Raw genomic sequence first — 14,740 nt, 5'->3', positions numbered from 1 at the left:
TCAACCGTCTTGGCGCTGCGCGCCAATCCACCTTCTCCCACAAGGGGAGAAGGAAGAGCCACCTACTGCAAACTTGACCCGAAATCCTCGTTTTCGCGCGCCAGCGCCATTTCGGTGATGGCGATCAGCGTTTCGGCGCGTGTCTTCAGGTCCGCCGCTTCGAGCAGCGCCTGTTTCTCGGCCGGCCCGTAGGGAGCCATCATCGACAGCGCATTGACCAGCATGGCATTTTCGGCGCGGCTGACGCTTTCCCAGTCGGCTTCAAGATCGTTAGCCTGCAAATAGGCGCGAAATGCCTTGAGCAGCGCCGGCCGGTCGATCCCGGCCTCTGCCTGATCTTCGTCGAGATCGGTGAGGAAGGGCGCAAACCGGCACTGGCGGAAGGGCGTCCTGACCGCGAGCTCCTGCACGATGCGGAACCGGCACACACCTTGCAGCGAAATCAGGTAACGACCGTCACCGCTCTCGGAAAGCGCGATGATGCGTCCGGCGCAGCCGACATTGCAAAGCTCCGGCTCGCCATCGGCACGCCGCGCACCGTCGAGGCTGGGCTGTATGACGCCGATCAGCCGCGATCCGGCGATCGCCTCATCCACCATCTCCAGATAGCGCGGCTCAAAAATGTTGAGCGGCATGCGGCCTCCCGGCAGCAGCAATGCACCCTCAAGCGGAAAGATCGGCACCGTCGACGGCAAGTCCGTATCGAGCCGGTAATGCGCGTTTCCCGCCTGCACTTCAGTCCTCCGCTCGCTTCATTGAGAAGCGCATCAAATCCGTCCACCCCATCGCAACCTGACGTCTAAATCTTCAGGAAGCGAAAAACGGATCGGTCTGGCCCCTAATCTGGCGCAGCCGTCGCCGACCGCAAGGCCATCAGGCAAAAACAGTCCATGCCGCGCGCTCAGGAAAACAGCAGCGACGACAATTTGCGCCGCGCCGCCAGCGTTGCTTCGTCGGTCATGCCCCATGCCTCGAAGAATTGCAGCAATTGCGTCTTGGCGCCGTCGTCGTTCCACGAGCGATCGGCCTTGACGATCGCCAGCAGATTGTCGGCCGCCGCCATGCGCTCGCCATTGGCGTTCTGGATCATGGCGAGATCGAACCGTGCCTGGTGATCCCCGGGGTTCTCAGCCAAGCGTCGCTCGAACTCGGCCGGATTGCCAAGCGCTGCTGCCTGCGCGGCAAGCGCCATCTTGGCGCGCACCGCGGCGAGCGGCGGCGCATCCTTCTTTGCTTCCGGCGCCCGCGCCAGCACGGCTTCGGCGCCCTCGGCATCGCCGGCCTCGAACAGCAGATCGCCAAGCCCGGCAATGGCCTCGATCGTCTCCGGCGCCTGTTCCAGGACCGCGTCGTAGATGTCCGCCGCGGTCTGCACATCGCCGGCGTCGCGCGCCTCCGCGGCCGCGGCAAGCGCCTCGGCCACCTGCGGCGCACCATTGGTCTTGCCGCCGACCTTCTCGATGAACGCGGCGATCTGGCTCTCGGGAATGGCGCCCATGAAGCCGTCGACCGGCTGGCCGTCCTTGAAAGCGATGACCGCCGGGATCGACTGGATGCCGAGCTGTCCGGCGATCGAAGGATGGTCGTCGATATTCATCTTGACCAGCTTGACCTTGCCGCCGGCGGCCGTGACCGCCTTTTCAAGCAGCGGCGTCAGTTGCTTGCAGGGTCCGCACCAGGGCGCCCAGAAATCGACCAACACCGGCTGACGGCGTGATTCCTGGATGACGTCGGCGGCAAATGCGGCGGTCGTCGTGTCCTTGATCACGGCGACGGCGACCGGCGGCTCGCCAAGCGCGACTTTCGCGGGGGTGGCCTCAGTGCCGCCATACTGCACCGTGGTGGCATACTGCCCGCCATTGCCGCCAAATGGGCCGCCAAATTGATTGTTGTCGCTCATCTCGCCACCCTTTCGGTCGCGCCGCCGGCCACCGGCCCGGCGCGACGTCTATATTCCTCACTCAGAAGTCGGTTTTATCGCCATCCATGTGGCGATCATGCCGTGACTTTCAAGATAACAGCATCATGCCCGGTTGCCTCGACGAATTTGACGAGGTCGGCGGCGGCGATCGATGTCGTTGCCTCGTTGGTCAACGGATGCGCGTTGATGATGGCATGGTCCATCAACTCCTGGTCGAGAACGACCTTGACCCGCCGTTCCGTATCGTTGATCACGCCGAACACCGTGACAGCACCGGGAATGACGCCGAGAAGCTCCATCAGCATCTCCGGCTTGCCGAAAGACACGCGCCCGGCAGCGCCGATCACGTGGTGGATCTGCTTAAGATCGACCACTGCCTCCTCGTCGACGCTGACCAGGAAGAAATTGTCCTTCTTGTCCTTGAGGAACAGGTTCTTGGTGTGCCCGCCGGCGATTTCTCCCCGCAGCGCCTGCGAATCGGCGACCGTGAATAGCGGCGGATGGCGCAGGGTCGAGACCTCGATCCCGAGATCGGCGAGAAAGGCAAAAAGATCGGCTTCGGTTTTCGGCATGTTATTTCTTGTGGTACTGCTTGTTGTCGCGGTTGGATCATGCCGTTTACGGCCAATGACGCGGCCGAGACAAGACCGTTGCGCAGCGAGGCCGCCGATTCCGTTCCTATCTACGCTACGGAAGGCTCGTTTACGTCGCCGGGTGCGGCCAAAAAACCTGCGATTTCCCTGTTGCAATCGCCGCGCCCTTCAGCCATATAGGCGCGGCTTGCGGCCCAAAAAGCCGCGCGAGCGGGTGTAGCTCAGGGGTAGAGCACAACCTTGCCAAGGTTGGGGTCGAGCGTTCGAATCGCTTCACCCGCTCCAGTTCTCTCAGGGGAATCAAGCATTTAAATCGGCCGCCTTCGGGCGGCCGATTTGCTTTGTGGCCTGTGTCGCGACCATGTCGCCACCGTGGGCTTTTCGTGCCAAAATCGGCCGACGGCGGCTGCAGTATCGTCATCCATTTTTCGCCTGGGACCAGTTCAATCAGATAGATTGCCTTCATCTGAAGATGAACCGTTAGTCTCACGCGGTGATACTTTTTCGTTGACAGCCCGGAACGTGTCGCATAATGATACGTTTAGCGGGGCAGCAAGTGATACGGTCTTTCAGGAACAAAGTTACCGAGGCCGTCGCTGGTGGAAAAAAGCTCAAAGGCTTTCCGTCCGATCTCGTTCGCGCTGCTCAAAGAAAGCTGTTTATGCTGGATAACGCCTTAGTCCTGAACGACTTGAACACGCCGCCCGGAAATCGGCTTGAAGCGCTGAAAGGCGACCGCGCCGGACAGCACTCAATCCGCATTAATGACCAATTCCGTGTCTGCTTTCGGTGGGTAGACGGCAACGCTGAGGACGTTGAAATCGCTGATTACCATTGACGACCAAGAGTGGGGACGACCAAGAGTTGGAGATCTGCAATGCTACACTTTACCTCGCCGATCCACCCTGGCGAAATCTTGCGGGAGGAGTTTCTTGTCCCTTTGGGTCTGAAGCCTTACACCCTCGCCAAAAAGCTTCATGTGCCACGGACCAGGATTGAGCGCCTTGTAGCTGAAGTGACACCCGTCACTCCCGACACTGCGCTTCGCCTTGCCAAGTTCTTCAATACGACGCCTCAGTTCTGGATGAACATGCAGGCCGCGTTTGACCTCACTATGGAAGCTGACGCGAAAAAGGAAGAGATCGCAGCGATTGACAGCTACGTCGAAGCGCCGCTTGCAGCTTAGCAGCAGGCGGACATCTTCGGCCGCCATACGTCACTGATGAGAACCCGCTCGCCAGCTTGGGAACCGCATCAGTAGTCGGTCATTATATCGAGAGCCGGCGGCTCCCCCGCCCCGTTCGGATGGAGAAATTATGCTGCGGATACTCATGGCTTCGTCTTTTCTTCTTGCCTTCAGTGCACCCTCGACCGCGTTGGCGCAGGACCCTTCCAACAGCATAGAGAGCCAAACAGGCCGCATTGCGGTCGAGACCTTTGCCGAAGGGCTCGAACATCCCTGGGGCGCGGCCTACCTGCCCGACGGCACGCTGCTGATCACCGAGCGTCCGGGGCGCCTTCGGCTCGTCTCGACCGACGGGGCCGTTTCCGATCCGATCGACGGAGTGCCGGACGTCCTCGCCGACGGACAAGGCGGCCTGCTGGATGTGGCGCTCGATCCGGACTTTGCCAACAACCGGACGGTTTATCTCTCCTATTCGGAGCAACGGAGCGGCGGCGCGGCCACGTCCGTCGGCCGTGGACGCCTGGACGAGAACGGGAGCGCGCTTTCGAGCTTCGAAGTGATCTTCCGGCAGGAACCAGCCGTCTCGAGCCGGCACCACTTCGGTTCCCGCCTGGTATTCGCGCCGGACGGCAAGCTCTTCGTCACGCTCGGCGAGCGCGGCAAGATGCAACAGGCGCAGGACGCGAGCAATCATCTCGGGACGGTCGTCCGCATCAATCCCGATGGTTCTGTGCCTGACGACAATCCCTTCGTCGGCAAGGACGGCGCCGACGAGATATGGTCTTACGGCCATCGCAATGTGCAAAGCGCAGCGATCCATCCCGAAACCGGCGTGGTCTGGACGGCGGAAATGGGACCGCTTGGCGGCGATGAGTTAAACATTCCGGAGGCAGGCAGGAATTACGGCTGGCCCGTGGTCAGCTGGGGCCGGCACTATTCGGGCGAACGCATCCCCGATCCATCGACTCGGCCGGAGTTTGCCGGCTCCATCCATAGCTGGACGCCGGTCATCTCGCCTTCCGGCATGACCTTCTACACCGGCGACATGTTTGCCGATTGGCGAGGCGACCTCCTGATTGGCGGACTGTCGGCGGGAGGCATCGTTCGTGTCAGGCTTGACAGCAAGCAGTTCGCGGGCGAGGAAGTCCTCGCTCTCGGCAGGCGCATCCGAGACGTGGTGCAGGCTCCCGATGGGGCGGTAATGGCGTTGACCGACGAGCCAGCGGGAAGGATATTGCGACTGTCGCCGGCAGCGTCGCAGTGACAGGCCGGCGCCGTTCGGTGGGAGGTTGACTGAAGGCGCCGGCCAGACGGGCCATCAGGTCCGCCGCGCCTTTAGCGATAGTTGAGTCGCGGCTTCGATGTGTATGGCGTGATCGCGGAAGACTGCGCATGGGCGCGCCCGTCGTTTTCGATCTCCTTGTCCATCGACAGAACCGGCAAGATAGCCTTGCTTTCCAGCCGCAGCACGATTCGGATGAGGTCTGTTCGGCCAATCATCCAGCAGCTATGAAGTTCAGAGCGTGCTCAATTGCCGGTTCCAGCGGCACGTCAGAGACGTTGTGAGCACCAACGCTCCGCGGCGAACGATAGTCTGCAGGTTCATGCGCAGGCGCGCTATCTCGCTTTGCCAGCTGCCTTGTGACCAGCAGGCGTTTGTTCGCCGCGCCCAATACGCCCCGGATAGAGTTTAGGACTTTTGCTTTTCGATCTCGGACCAAGGTCCCTTGCGGTCGGCTTTATTTAAACGAAACTGGCTAAATAGCGGACCTTCATATTAGAGAGTCCTCACATTTATGATCCAGAACCAACCTGGCGGGGACGGCGATTCGTAAGGAGAAACCATGAAAACTCGAACCAGTCTGTTCGCAATAGTCGCCGCTCTCGCCCTTGTCGCGTCTCCAGTCTTCGCTGGACCCGGCGGCAATGGCGGCGGGCACGGTAATGGCGGGAGCAACGGCAACGGCGGAAACTCTGGCGGGGCCGGATCGCAGGGACACGGAGCCGCAACTTCTGCGGCGGCTAAGGATAAGTCGACGAGCGGAATTGCTCATGCGATGGCTGTCGTTTCGACGACGCCGGCCTCACCGCAGGCCACCCTGTCCTTGCAGGCAGCCTTGGACAAGTTCCTGGCAAGAGAGGCCGACCCGGCGGAGGCTTCCGACGACACATCCGGCGAAGTTCCTGACGCAGCCGAATAAATAGCATTGCGTGCGCTGCGGAGCTGCGCACCGCACCATCGAGATTCTTGCACGGCTCCTTCATCTGTTTGGCCGATGCCCCAGGTCGAGGAAGAGCCGACATTGAGCCAGATCCTCAGGGATCGCTGGACGGTCCTGCCCCTACAGACTGTCCAGAGAGCACCACCGGCTCCGGCCGGTGGTGCGTTTTTGCGTGGGCACCCAACTGCGCCAGACGTCGACGCCGACATATCCGCCGGGAAGAACATCCGGCCACAGGTGAAAAACCATGACCAGAGCGACCGCGAGACCACGCAGCCCCTGTATATCCGGCCGAAACCCACGCACCTCGCGCATTGGCTGAAAACTGTCCCGCAATTCCGAACGGCCTGTCTCAAGAGAAATATCGGACCGCAAACGTCAGGCCACATCACGGGTTACTGGACGATATCAAAACCCGCTGGCGGCCACCATACCGCCGCACGCACCAATTCCGCTCGGTCGCATTGCTGTGGCGGCATCGAGCTCGAAGGCCGGCTTCGCAAGGCGGGCCGTTCGGCGGGATGACTTACCGCGCCCTGTGCCGTGATTGTCCCCCGAAAACGCGACGCGCTGGAAGGACCGGCGCATCAGTTCCGGGGAACCGCGAACATGTCGAAATTCTTCTTCCTGCCGAGATCGTTTTCGGTGAGCTTCGGACCGAACAGTGTCGTCGGCCCTGCTAGGTGGACATCGTAACCCTTGTCGGCAAAGAACCGGTGCATCCGCACCCGCTCGCCCATCGAAAGGTTGTGATTGACTTCGGATTTGATGTAGGGTCGGCATTCGTCGATCAGCGCGCCCATCGAGATCAAAACCGACAGATCATGCTGCTCCACGTCGGTCTTGATGTAGCGCAGACGCTCGATGCGGCGGCCGAGCCGGGCGCGAATCAACGGTTCGATCCGCCGTCCCTCGACCGGGATACTGAAAGCGCTCCCGTGTTTCCACCGCGACACCCCGGTGTGGTCGCCGCCGTTCTCAAATCCCGGATTGCCGTAGTCGAAGACGAACGACCCATCTTCCGGTGTCGCCGCATAGGGGATCGGGAAAATATTCAATCGGGAAGGATTGAGCGCGGCATTCGCTCCGAGGAGCGCGAAAGCAAAAGGGTTCGGCTCGAAAGCGAGGACCAGGCCCTGCGGCCCGCAGGCGAGGGCGATCGGTACCGTGCTGTCGCCAACCTGGGCGCCAACGTCGATCGCCACGTCGCCATCGCTCAGGAACCGCCGGAGGTCATCGACTTCGCCCTGGGTGAGGTCGAGGTCTGCCCCGCGCGGGTTTTTCCAGCGAGCGAATTCAATCTTCCCGTCTTTCGGGAGGTTGATGACCTGTATCGAGTGGCCGTAAACGCGTGTTCTCGGCTTCAATCCAAGCAGATAGAAATATTCTTTTAGCCTCACCCCTTGCTGATAGCGCAAACCATGACGGCATTTCAACCCGGGACTATCTAACGCTCGCGCCTCTGCGAAAATCCGACGGCGACATGCCGGCCAGCTTGCGGAACGACTTGTTGAAGGCGCTGAGCGAGCCGAAGCCGGAGTCCATGGCGACGCGCAGCACGTTGGCGTCCTGGTGCATCAGCAGCGCCTGGGCGTAGCTGAGCCGCAGCAGGTTGACATATTCGTTGAGCGTCATACCGGTCGATTTCTTAAAAATGCTCATGGCGTATTTGGGATGGATGTCGGCCGCCGCCGCGATGTCCACGCAGTCGATCTCGTAGAGGAAATTCTCCGCGATGAAGTCGCACATGCGCCCGACATTGCGCAGGGATTGCTGATCGAAGGGATTGCCTGCTTCCTGCTCGATCGAGGTTTCGGGTGCGAGCCGGTAGGGCTCGAACCGCACCCGCTCCAGCCGCAGCAGGAGCTCGTTCACGGCGTGCTCGGCCTTGGCTGGATCGCCTGACCGGACGTAGCGGTTCCAGCGCTCGAAATTGTCGCTGTCGGACCGGTCGGTGGCATCGGTCACCAATGTCGCGCCCGTCATCAGCCGGTTGCGGACATCGGCGGGAAGATGCAGTCGGAAGAAGTGCACCAGCGGCAGATGCGCGCCGGCGAAGACGGCATCGTCCGACGCATCCACCATCTGATGCGGCAGGCCGCCCCAGAACAGGCACATGTCGCCGGCCGAAAGCGAGATCTCGTGATCGTTCATGCGGTAGTGCACCGCGCCGCACATGATGAAGTTCACCTCGACCTGGGCATGCCAATGCGGCTTGAGCATCACCAGGGGGTGATTGTGAAACGTCTGCAGGAGCAGCGGCAGACCCTCCACGCTGCTGGCGCCAGGCTGGTAAAACGGCCTTTCCGGCATCTTACTTTCCGCCAATTCTTTATTCCCTTTGTCGCGGACAAGCCTTCCCCGGTGCCTAGTCTAGGCACGCTCACAGTGAGAGAGCAAACGAAATGGGAGGATTTCAATGCGCACCATACTGACCTGCGCCGCGTTCGCGCTTGCCCTCGGCTCAGCCCCGGCCTTTGCGCAATCCGGCGAAATCACGATCTGGAGCTGGAACGTCGCCGCTTCATCGCTGAAGGCCACCATAGAAGGCTTCAATAAGCAGTTCCCCGACATCAAGGTCACGGTCCAGGACCTCGGCAACCAGCCGACCTACGACAAGTCGATCGCCGGCTGCGCCGCCGGCGGCGAGGGGTTGCCGGATATCGTGACAATCGAGAACGGCGAGGCCGAAAACTACTGGAGCCAGTTCCCGGACTGCTTCGTCGACCTTCACACGCTGGGCTATACGGCCGAAGACCAGGCAAAATTCCCCGATTTCAAGCGCACCGAACTCGAAGTGGAAGACAAGGCCTATGCGATGCCATGGGATTCGGGCCCGGTGGCGATGTATTATCGCCGCGACTTCTACGAGAAGGCCGGAGTCGATCCCGCGTCGATCAAGACCTGGGACGATTTCATTGCCGCCGGCAAGAAGATCCAGGACGCCAATCCCGGCGTGACGATGACCAACGCTGATTTCAACGGCGACTCAGAATTCTTCCGCATGATCGCCAACGAGCAGGGCTGCGCCTATTTCGCCGCCGACGGGCAGTCGATCACCGTCAACCAGCCGGCCTGTGTGGCGTCGATGACCAAGATCAAGGAGATGAAGGACGCCGGCATCATCACCTCGGCGGACTGGAGCACCAAGATTACCAACAACACCGCCGGCACCGTAGCCACCCAGATGTATGGCGGCTGGTATGAGGGCACCATACGCACCGAGTCGCCCGACGGCAGCGGCAAATGGGGCGTCTATCTGATGCCGAGCCTTACCGCCGACGGCCCGCGCGCCGCCAATCTCGGCGGTTCGTCGCTCGCTATCACCTCGGTGTCCAACAACAAGGAGGCCGCCTACGCCTACCTGAAATACTCGCTTGCGACCAATGAGGGCCAGATAGCGATGCTGAAAGGTTTTGGCCTCGTGCCATCGCTGATCTCGGCCCTCGATGACCCCTATGTCTCCGAAGGCCAGCCCTATTGGGGCGGCCAGGCGGTGTGGAAGGACATTCTCGGCACCTTGCCCAAGGTCGTCCCCAGCCGCGGCACGCCGTTCCAGAGCGACGCGGAAATCATCGTCCGCGCGGTCCAGACCAAATATCTGGGCGGCGGCTATCCCGATGCCAAGGCGGCGCTCGACGATGCCGCAAGCCAGATCGCCTCGGCGACCGGCCTGCCGGCCAAGGAGTGATCTTCACGCGGCTCTTCCTTCTCCCCTTGTGGGAGAAGGTGTCGCCGAAGGCGACGGATGAGGGGTGCTCCAGCTTGGCATGGAAGGCGCTCCGTCCAGCACCCCTCAACCGTCTTGGCGCTGCGCGCCAATCCACCTTCTCCCCTTGTGGGAGAAGGCAAGAGAAAGCGGCGCCGGCTTCGACAGTAGGCCGGTAAACCAGAAACGGGAGGCGAAGGAGGCAACGATGCGCTATCAGAATGCCACGGCGTATCGCTTCCTCGCGCCCTATCTGCTGATCTTCTCGATCTTTTGGCTGTGGCCGATCATCAACTCGTTCCTGATCTCCTTCCAGGCGACGCGCACCGTGCCGTGGCGGTTCGCGCCCACCTTCAACTGGGGCCGCTTGATCGGCGACCCCGCCTTCTTCAACGCGTTGAAAAATACGCTGCTCATCCTCGTCATCCAGGTGCCGGTGATGATCACGCTGGCGATCGTGATGGCCGTGCTGCTCAATTCGCCGCTGCTCAAGGCCCGTGGCCTCTACCGTTTTGCCTTCTTCGCCCCGGTCGTGGTCGGCGAAGTCGCCTATTCGGCGGTGTTCCGGCTGCTGTTCAATCTCGATTACGGCATCATCAACAAGCTGCTCAACAGCGTCGGCCTGCCCCGTATCGACTGGTTTTCCAACGTCACGCCGGCGATGGCGGTCATCATGATCGCGGTGACTTGGCGCTGGGCCGGCTACAACGCCATCATCCTGCTCGCCGGCCTGCAGTCCATCCCCCAGGATGTCTATGAGGCGGCGACGCTGGACCGCGTCAGCAAGCTCAAGCAGTTCTTCTACATCACCCTGCCGCTGCTCAAGCCGATCATCGTGTTCTGCGCCGTGCTGTCGATCATCGGCACCATGCAGCTGTTCACCGAGCCGTTCCTGATCACCGAGCGCGGCGGACCGGGCGGCGGCACCGAAACGCTCGGGCTGCTGCTTTACCGCCAGGGTTTCAGATCACTCAATTTTGGCTACGCCTCGGCCATTGCCTATACAATGGCCGGGCTGGCGATCGCCATCTCGCTGGTGCAACTGTGGCTGACGAGGGACCCGAAATGAGCTCGCGTTCCTCTTCAAAACTGGGGCGCAGCATCGCGCTGCATCTCTTCCTGACGCCGCTGGCGCTGATCTGGCTGTTTCCGCTGTGGATGATGGTGATTTTCTCGACCATGCCCGACAGAGGCATCTTCAGCCCCAGCATCGAGCTTTTGCCGCACGGCAGTTTCCTCGACAATGTCAACAATTTGCAGCGCGGCACCAATTTCATCGGCGCCATTGGCATCTCCGTCTCGGTGGCGGTAACCTATACGTTCCTGTCGGTGCTGCTCACCTCGATGGCCGGCTGGGCGCTGGCGCGCTACCAGTTCTTCGGCAAGGGCGTGGTCGTCGCGATCATCCTCGGCACCATCACGCTTCCCTACGCCGTCGTGCTGATCCCGCAATTCATCATGGTGGCGCGCGATTTCAAGCTCGCCAACACCTGGGTGGCGCTGATCGTGCCGCCGCTGTTCAATTCGCTCGGCGTGCTGTTCATGCGGCAGAGCTTCTCGATGATGCCCGGCGATCTGTTCGACGCCGCCCGGGTCGAGGGGGTCAAGGAGTGGCGCATCTTCCTGTTCGTAGCACTGCCGCTGGCGCGGCCGATGCTGGCGGCGCTCGCCATCATCCTCTTCCTCGCCTCCTGGAACAACTATCTCTGGCCGCTGCTGATCAATTCCAAGCCCGGCGCGATGACGGCGCCGGTAGCGCTCGGCACGCTGATCGGCCTCACCAAAGTGTCGTGGGGCGGCATCATGGCGGGCGCCGTGATGCTCACCGTGCCGATGCTCGTCGTGTTCGTGCTCTTGCAGCGCCATTTCGTCGCCGGCATTGCCGCCGGCGCCATCAAATAGGATCAGCATGGCAGCGGTTACACTCAAGAACGTCGTCAAGCGCTTCGGCGGCTTCCAGATCATTCACGGCGCTGACATCGATGTCAATGACGGCGAATTCGTCGTCTTCGTCGGCCCCTCAGGCTGCGGCAAGTCCACGCTGCTGAGGATGATTGCCGGGCTCGAGGACATCAGCGGCGGCGAGATCGCCATCGGCGGCAAGGTGGTGAACGATGTCGAGCCGGCCGACCGCGGCATCGCCATGGTGTTCCAGTCCTACGCGCTCTATCCGCATATGAGCGTCGAGCAGAATCTGAGCTTCGGGCTGAGGATGAACGGCAACCCGAAGGCCGACACCGAGCGGCGGGTGAAGCGGGCCTCCGAAATCCTGCGTATCGCCGAGCTGATGAAGCGGCGTCCGCGACAATTGTCGGGCGGCCAGCGCCAGCGCGTCGCTATCGGCCGCGCCATCGTGCGCGAACCGCAGGTGTTCCTGTTCGACGAGCCGCTCAGCAACCTCGATGCCGAGCTCAGGGTGCAGATGCGGGTCGAGATCTCGCGCCTGCACAAGGAGCTCGGCGTCACCATGATCTATGTGACGCACGATCAAACCGAAGCGATGACGCTGGCCGACAGGATCGTCGTGCTCAACGCCGGCAATATCGAGCAGATCGGCGCACCGCTCGATCTCTATGACGACCCGGCCAACCGTTTCGTCGCGGGTTTCGTCGGCTCGCCGAAGATGAATTTCATGGCGGCGAAAGTGGTCGGGAACGACGACGATGCAGCGGTCATCGAACTCGCCAACCATGGCGGCGCCAGGTTGCGGAAGCCGCTGTCGGGTGCCCGGCCCGCGGTCGGCGCCGATGTCGTCCTCGGCGTGCGGCCAGAGCATTTCTTCGAGGCCGGCGAAGGCGATTGCGACATCGCCGTCAAGGCCGATGTCGCCGAGCACCTCGGATCGGTGAGCTACGTTTATGCCAGTGCCGGGACCAATGTCGGGGCCGGACCAGAGGAACTTATCATCGAGCGCGAGGCATCGCGGCAGCGGGCGAACGGCGATCACATGGTGGTGTCGATCAAGGCCGGCCGGTCGCTTCTCTTCGACGGCACCGGCGCACGCATTCGCTAATGCATGTCACCCAAAAGCATTCGCTCGGGCGTGAACCGAGGGTGCGCAGCGGATTTGGGACAACAACATGCACAAAACCAAAGACACGCCAATTTTTCTTTTACCAACTCGCGACGCCGAGGCGACCCCAAGGAGATTTGAGATGACTTCCGAACCACGAAAAATCCGCTGGGGCATTCTCGGACCCGGCACCATCGCCAAGGCCTTTGCCGGCGGCGTCGCACATTCGCGCACCGGCACATTGGCCGCCATTGCGGCACGCAATCCCGGCAAATCAGGCCTCGCCGACAACTTCCCCGGCGCCCGCATCCTCGACGGTTACGAGGCTCTGCTCGCGGACCCTGACGTCGATGCGATCTACATTTCGACGCCACATCCCAGCCACGCCGAATGGGCGATCAAGGCGGCCGAGGCCGGGAAGCATGTGCTTTGCGAAAAGCCGATGGGGCTGACCGCCTTCGAGGCCGACGCGATGATCCATGCAGCGCGCAAGGCCGGCACCTTTCTCGGCGAAGCCTTCATGTACCGGCTGCATCCGCAGACGGCAAAACTGGTCGAGCTGGTCAGGTCCGGCGCGATCGGCGAGGTGCGCATGGTGAAGTCGAGCTTCGGCTTCGCCATGCCTGGCTTCATGCCGGAGCACCGGCTCTACGCCAACGACCTCGCTGGCGGCGGCATTCTGGACGTCGGCGGTTATCCTGTTTCGATGGCGCGGCTGATTGCCGGGGCCGCATTGGGAAAACCCTTCGCCGAGCCGGACAAGGTGGTTGGTGCTGCGCATCTCGGCCAGTCCGGCGTCGACGAATGGTCCTCGGCGCTGCTGCATTTTCCCAGTGGCATCGTCGCCGAAGTCTCCTGCGGCATCTCGCTCGCCCAGGACAACGTCCTGCGCATCCTCGGCACCAAGGGCCGCATCGAGGTCGCGGACTTCTGGTATGCGAGCGGCAGGGAAGGCGGCACCGGCGAAATCCGCATCATCCGTCCGGGCGCAGACGAGGTGGTCGAGGTCAGGGAAGACCGCTGGCTCTACGCTTTCGAGGTCGACGCCGCAGGTGAGGCGATCCTGGCCGGAAAGCAGGAGTTTGCCTGGCCGGGCATGGGCTGGGCCGACAGTCTCGGCAATCTGCGCGTGCTCGACAAATGGCGCGCCGCCATCGGCCTCGAATACGAGATCGAGAAGCCCGAAAAACGCCTCAACACCATCTCCGGCCGACGGCTGCGCTCCGGCAGCACCATCCGAAAGCGCGAAATTCCGGGCCTGCCGCGGCCAGCCTCGTGCCTTGCGCTCGGTTTCGAGGATTTCCGCACGTTCTCCTCGGGCATGATCCTGCTCGATGCCTATTTCGAGGCCGGCGGCAACGTCTTCGACACCGCCTATATCTATGGCAGCGGCTACACCGAAACGCTGCTCGGCCAGTGGCTGACGAACCGTGGCGTGCGTGACCAATCGGTGGTCATCGGCAAGGGCGCGCACACCCCGCTCTGCTATCCCGACGTGATCGGCAAGCAGCTCACCCAGTCGCTCGATCGGCTGCAGACCGACCATGTCGATGTCTATTTCATGCACCGCGACGATCCGGACGTGCCGGTCGACGAGTTCGTTGACGCAATGGATCGAGAGGCTCGGGCCGGCCGCATTCGCGGTCCGTTCGGCGGCTCGAACTGGACAAGGGAACGCATGGACGAGGCTATTGCCTATGCCGAGCGGACCGGCAAGCAAAAGCCTGGCGCGCTTTCGAACAATTTTTCGCTGGCCGAAATGCTGGTGCCAATCTGGCCGGGCTGCGTCACATCGTCGAGCGATGAATGGAAGGCCTGGCTGACCGCCCGGCAGATGCCCAATTTCGCCTGGTCGAGCCAGGGCCGGGGTTTCTTCACCGGCCGTGCCGGGCGCGATCAGCGCGACAATGAAGAGCTGGTTCGGGTCTGGTACTCGGAAAAAAATTTCGGCCGCCGCGACCGGGCGATCGAACTCGCGAACCGGCTGGGCAAGAGCCCGATCCATGTCGCGCTCGCCTATGTCCTGGCCCAGCCATTCCCGTCCGTCCCGCTGATCGGACCGCGCACGCTCGACGAACTTGAGGACAGTCTGCGGG

General features: G+C 62.0%; 14 protein-coding genes and 1 tRNA gene. 10 read left to right on the top strand and 5 right to left on the bottom strand.

What is annotated here, in order from left to right; translation table 11 throughout:
* Positions 1 to 62: 62 nt before the first annotated feature.
* The 3 genes from E5W87_RS25790 to E5W87_RS25780 all read right to left on the bottom strand — a co-directional run bounded on the left by E5W87_RS25790 (position 63) and on the right by E5W87_RS25780 (position 2,493).
* Entirely contained in the window at positions 63 to 734 is a 672-nt protein-coding gene (locus tag E5W87_RS25790) for an LON peptidase substrate-binding domain-containing protein (RefSeq protein ID WP_292404076.1), read from the bottom strand.
* Positions 735 to 901: 167 nt separating this feature from the next.
* Positions 902 to 1,900, bottom strand: coding sequence for a thioredoxin (gene trxA / locus E5W87_RS25785; protein ID WP_292404073.1), 999 nt, complete (start codon positions 1,898 to 1,900; stop codon positions 902 to 904).
* Between the two features lie 95 nt (positions 1,901 to 1,995).
* Positions 1,996 to 2,493 carry a prolyl-tRNA synthetase associated domain-containing protein gene (locus tag E5W87_RS25780; protein WP_292404070.1) on the bottom strand — a complete coding sequence of 166 codons (498 nt, stop codon included), beginning with the start codon at positions 2,491 to 2,493 and terminating at the stop codon, positions 1,996 to 1,998.
* 231 nt (positions 2,494 to 2,724) lie between these two features.
* Between E5W87_RS25780 and E5W87_RS25775 the strand changes: the two genes are divergently transcribed.
* The 5 genes from E5W87_RS25775 to E5W87_RS25755 all read left to right on the top strand — a co-directional run bounded on the left by E5W87_RS25775 (position 2,725) and on the right by E5W87_RS25755 (position 5,901).
* Positions 2,725 to 2,799 (top strand) — tRNA-Gly (locus E5W87_RS25775).
* 271 nt (positions 2,800 to 3,070) lie between these two features.
* Positions 3,071 to 3,352 (top strand): type II toxin-antitoxin system RelE/ParE family toxin, encoded by a 282-nt coding sequence (locus E5W87_RS25770; protein ID WP_292404079.1) that lies wholly within the window; start codon positions 3,071 to 3,073, stop codon positions 3,350 to 3,352.
* A 39-nt stretch (positions 3,353 to 3,391) separates the two neighbouring features.
* The gene (locus E5W87_RS25765) at positions 3,392 to 3,700 is read left to right on the top strand and encodes a HigA family addiction module antitoxin (protein ID WP_292404068.1); all 309 of its coding nucleotides are present in this window, start codon (positions 3,392 to 3,394) and stop codon (positions 3,698 to 3,700) included.
* A gap of 130 nt (positions 3,701 to 3,830) precedes the next feature.
* Positions 3,831 to 4,964 (top strand): PQQ-dependent sugar dehydrogenase, encoded by a 1,134-nt coding sequence (locus tag E5W87_RS25760; protein ID WP_292404065.1) that lies wholly within the window; start codon positions 3,831 to 3,833, stop codon positions 4,962 to 4,964.
* 793 nt (positions 4,965 to 5,757) lie between these two features.
* Complete coding sequence (locus E5W87_RS25755) at positions 5,758 to 5,901, top strand: hypothetical protein (protein WP_292404062.1); 144 nt, start codon at positions 5,758 to 5,760, stop codon at positions 5,899 to 5,901.
* A 608-nt stretch (positions 5,902 to 6,509) separates the two neighbouring features.
* Here E5W87_RS25755 and E5W87_RS25750 read toward each other — a convergent pair.
* Positions 6,510 to 7,322, bottom strand: a complete 813-nt coding sequence (locus E5W87_RS25750; RefSeq protein ID WP_292404059.1) for an FkbM family methyltransferase — start codon at positions 7,320 to 7,322, stop codon at positions 6,510 to 6,512.
* 43 nt (positions 7,323 to 7,365) lie between these two features.
* Positions 7,366 to 8,235 (bottom strand): helix-turn-helix domain-containing protein, encoded by an 870-nt coding sequence (locus tag E5W87_RS25745; RefSeq protein WP_292404056.1) that lies wholly within the window; start codon positions 8,233 to 8,235, stop codon positions 7,366 to 7,368.
* Positions 8,236 to 8,341: 106 nt separating this feature from the next.
* Between E5W87_RS25745 and E5W87_RS25740 the strand changes: the two genes are divergently transcribed.
* The 5 genes from E5W87_RS25740 to E5W87_RS25720 all read left to right on the top strand — a co-directional run.
* Positions 8,342 to 9,613, top strand: a complete 1,272-nt coding sequence (locus E5W87_RS25740; protein WP_292404052.1) for an ABC transporter substrate-binding protein — start codon at positions 8,342 to 8,344, stop codon at positions 9,611 to 9,613.
* A gap of 226 nt (positions 9,614 to 9,839) precedes the next feature.
* Positions 9,840 to 10,700, top strand: a complete 861-nt coding sequence (locus E5W87_RS25735; RefSeq protein WP_292404049.1) for a carbohydrate ABC transporter permease — start codon at positions 9,840 to 9,842, stop codon at positions 10,698 to 10,700.
* Positions 10,697 to 11,533: a carbohydrate ABC transporter permease gene (locus tag E5W87_RS25730; RefSeq protein ID WP_292404046.1), complete on the top strand. Its 837-nt coding sequence runs from the start codon at positions 10,697 to 10,699 to the stop codon at positions 11,531 to 11,533. The genes E5W87_RS25735 and E5W87_RS25730 overlap by 4 nt, the downstream gene beginning before the upstream one ends.
* Positions 11,534 to 11,540: 7 nt before the next feature.
* Positions 11,541 to 12,644 carry an ABC transporter ATP-binding protein gene (locus tag E5W87_RS25725; RefSeq protein ID WP_292404043.1) on the top strand — a complete coding sequence of 368 codons (1,104 nt, stop codon included), beginning with the start codon at positions 11,541 to 11,543 and terminating at the stop codon, positions 12,642 to 12,644.
* A 142-nt stretch (positions 12,645 to 12,786) separates the two neighbouring features.
* Positions 12,787 to 14,740 (top strand): aldo/keto reductase (locus E5W87_RS25720; RefSeq protein WP_292404040.1); only part of this gene is annotated, 1,954 nt, incomplete at its 3' end.

It is taken from the genome of Mesorhizobium sp., assembly GCF_004962925.1.
GTDB lineage: Bacteria > Pseudomonadota > Alphaproteobacteria > Rhizobiales > Rhizobiaceae > Mesorhizobium.
Note: the sequence above shows the minus strand (reverse complement) of the source record. Positions and strands in the feature narration are given on the sequence as shown.

Bases quoted from the DNA above. Each gene is read 5' to 3' on its own strand.
- trxA (WP_292404073.1), bottom strand. From the start codon at position 1,900: ATGAGCGACAACAATCAATTTGGCGGCCCATTTGGCGGCAATGGCGGG.
- E5W87_RS25780 (WP_292404070.1), bottom strand. From the start codon at position 2,493: ATGCCGAAAACCGAAGCCGATCTTTTTGCCTTTCTCGCCGATCTCGGG.
- E5W87_RS25765 (WP_292404068.1), top strand. From the start codon at position 3,392: ATGCTACACTTTACCTCGCCGATCCACCCTGGCGAAATCTTGCGGGAG.
- E5W87_RS25760 (WP_292404065.1), top strand. From the start codon at position 3,831: ATGCTGCGGATACTCATGGCTTCGTCTTTTCTTCTTGCCTTCAGTGCA.
- E5W87_RS25755 (WP_292404062.1), top strand. From the start codon at position 5,758: ATGGCTGTCGTTTCGACGACGCCGGCCTCACCGCAGGCCACCCTGTCC.
- E5W87_RS25745 (WP_292404056.1), bottom strand. From the start codon at position 8,235: ATGCCGGAAAGGCCGTTTTACCAGCCTGGCGCCAGCAGCGTGGAGGGT.
- E5W87_RS25740 (WP_292404052.1), top strand. From the start codon at position 8,342: ATGCGCACCATACTGACCTGCGCCGCGTTCGCGCTTGCCCTCGGCTCA.
- E5W87_RS25735 (WP_292404049.1), top strand. From the start codon at position 9,840: ATGCGCTATCAGAATGCCACGGCGTATCGCTTCCTCGCGCCCTATCTG.
- E5W87_RS25730 (WP_292404046.1), top strand. From the start codon at position 10,697: ATGAGCTCGCGTTCCTCTTCAAAACTGGGGCGCAGCATCGCGCTGCAT.
- E5W87_RS25725 (WP_292404043.1), top strand. From the start codon at position 11,541: ATGGCAGCGGTTACACTCAAGAACGTCGTCAAGCGCTTCGGCGGCTTC.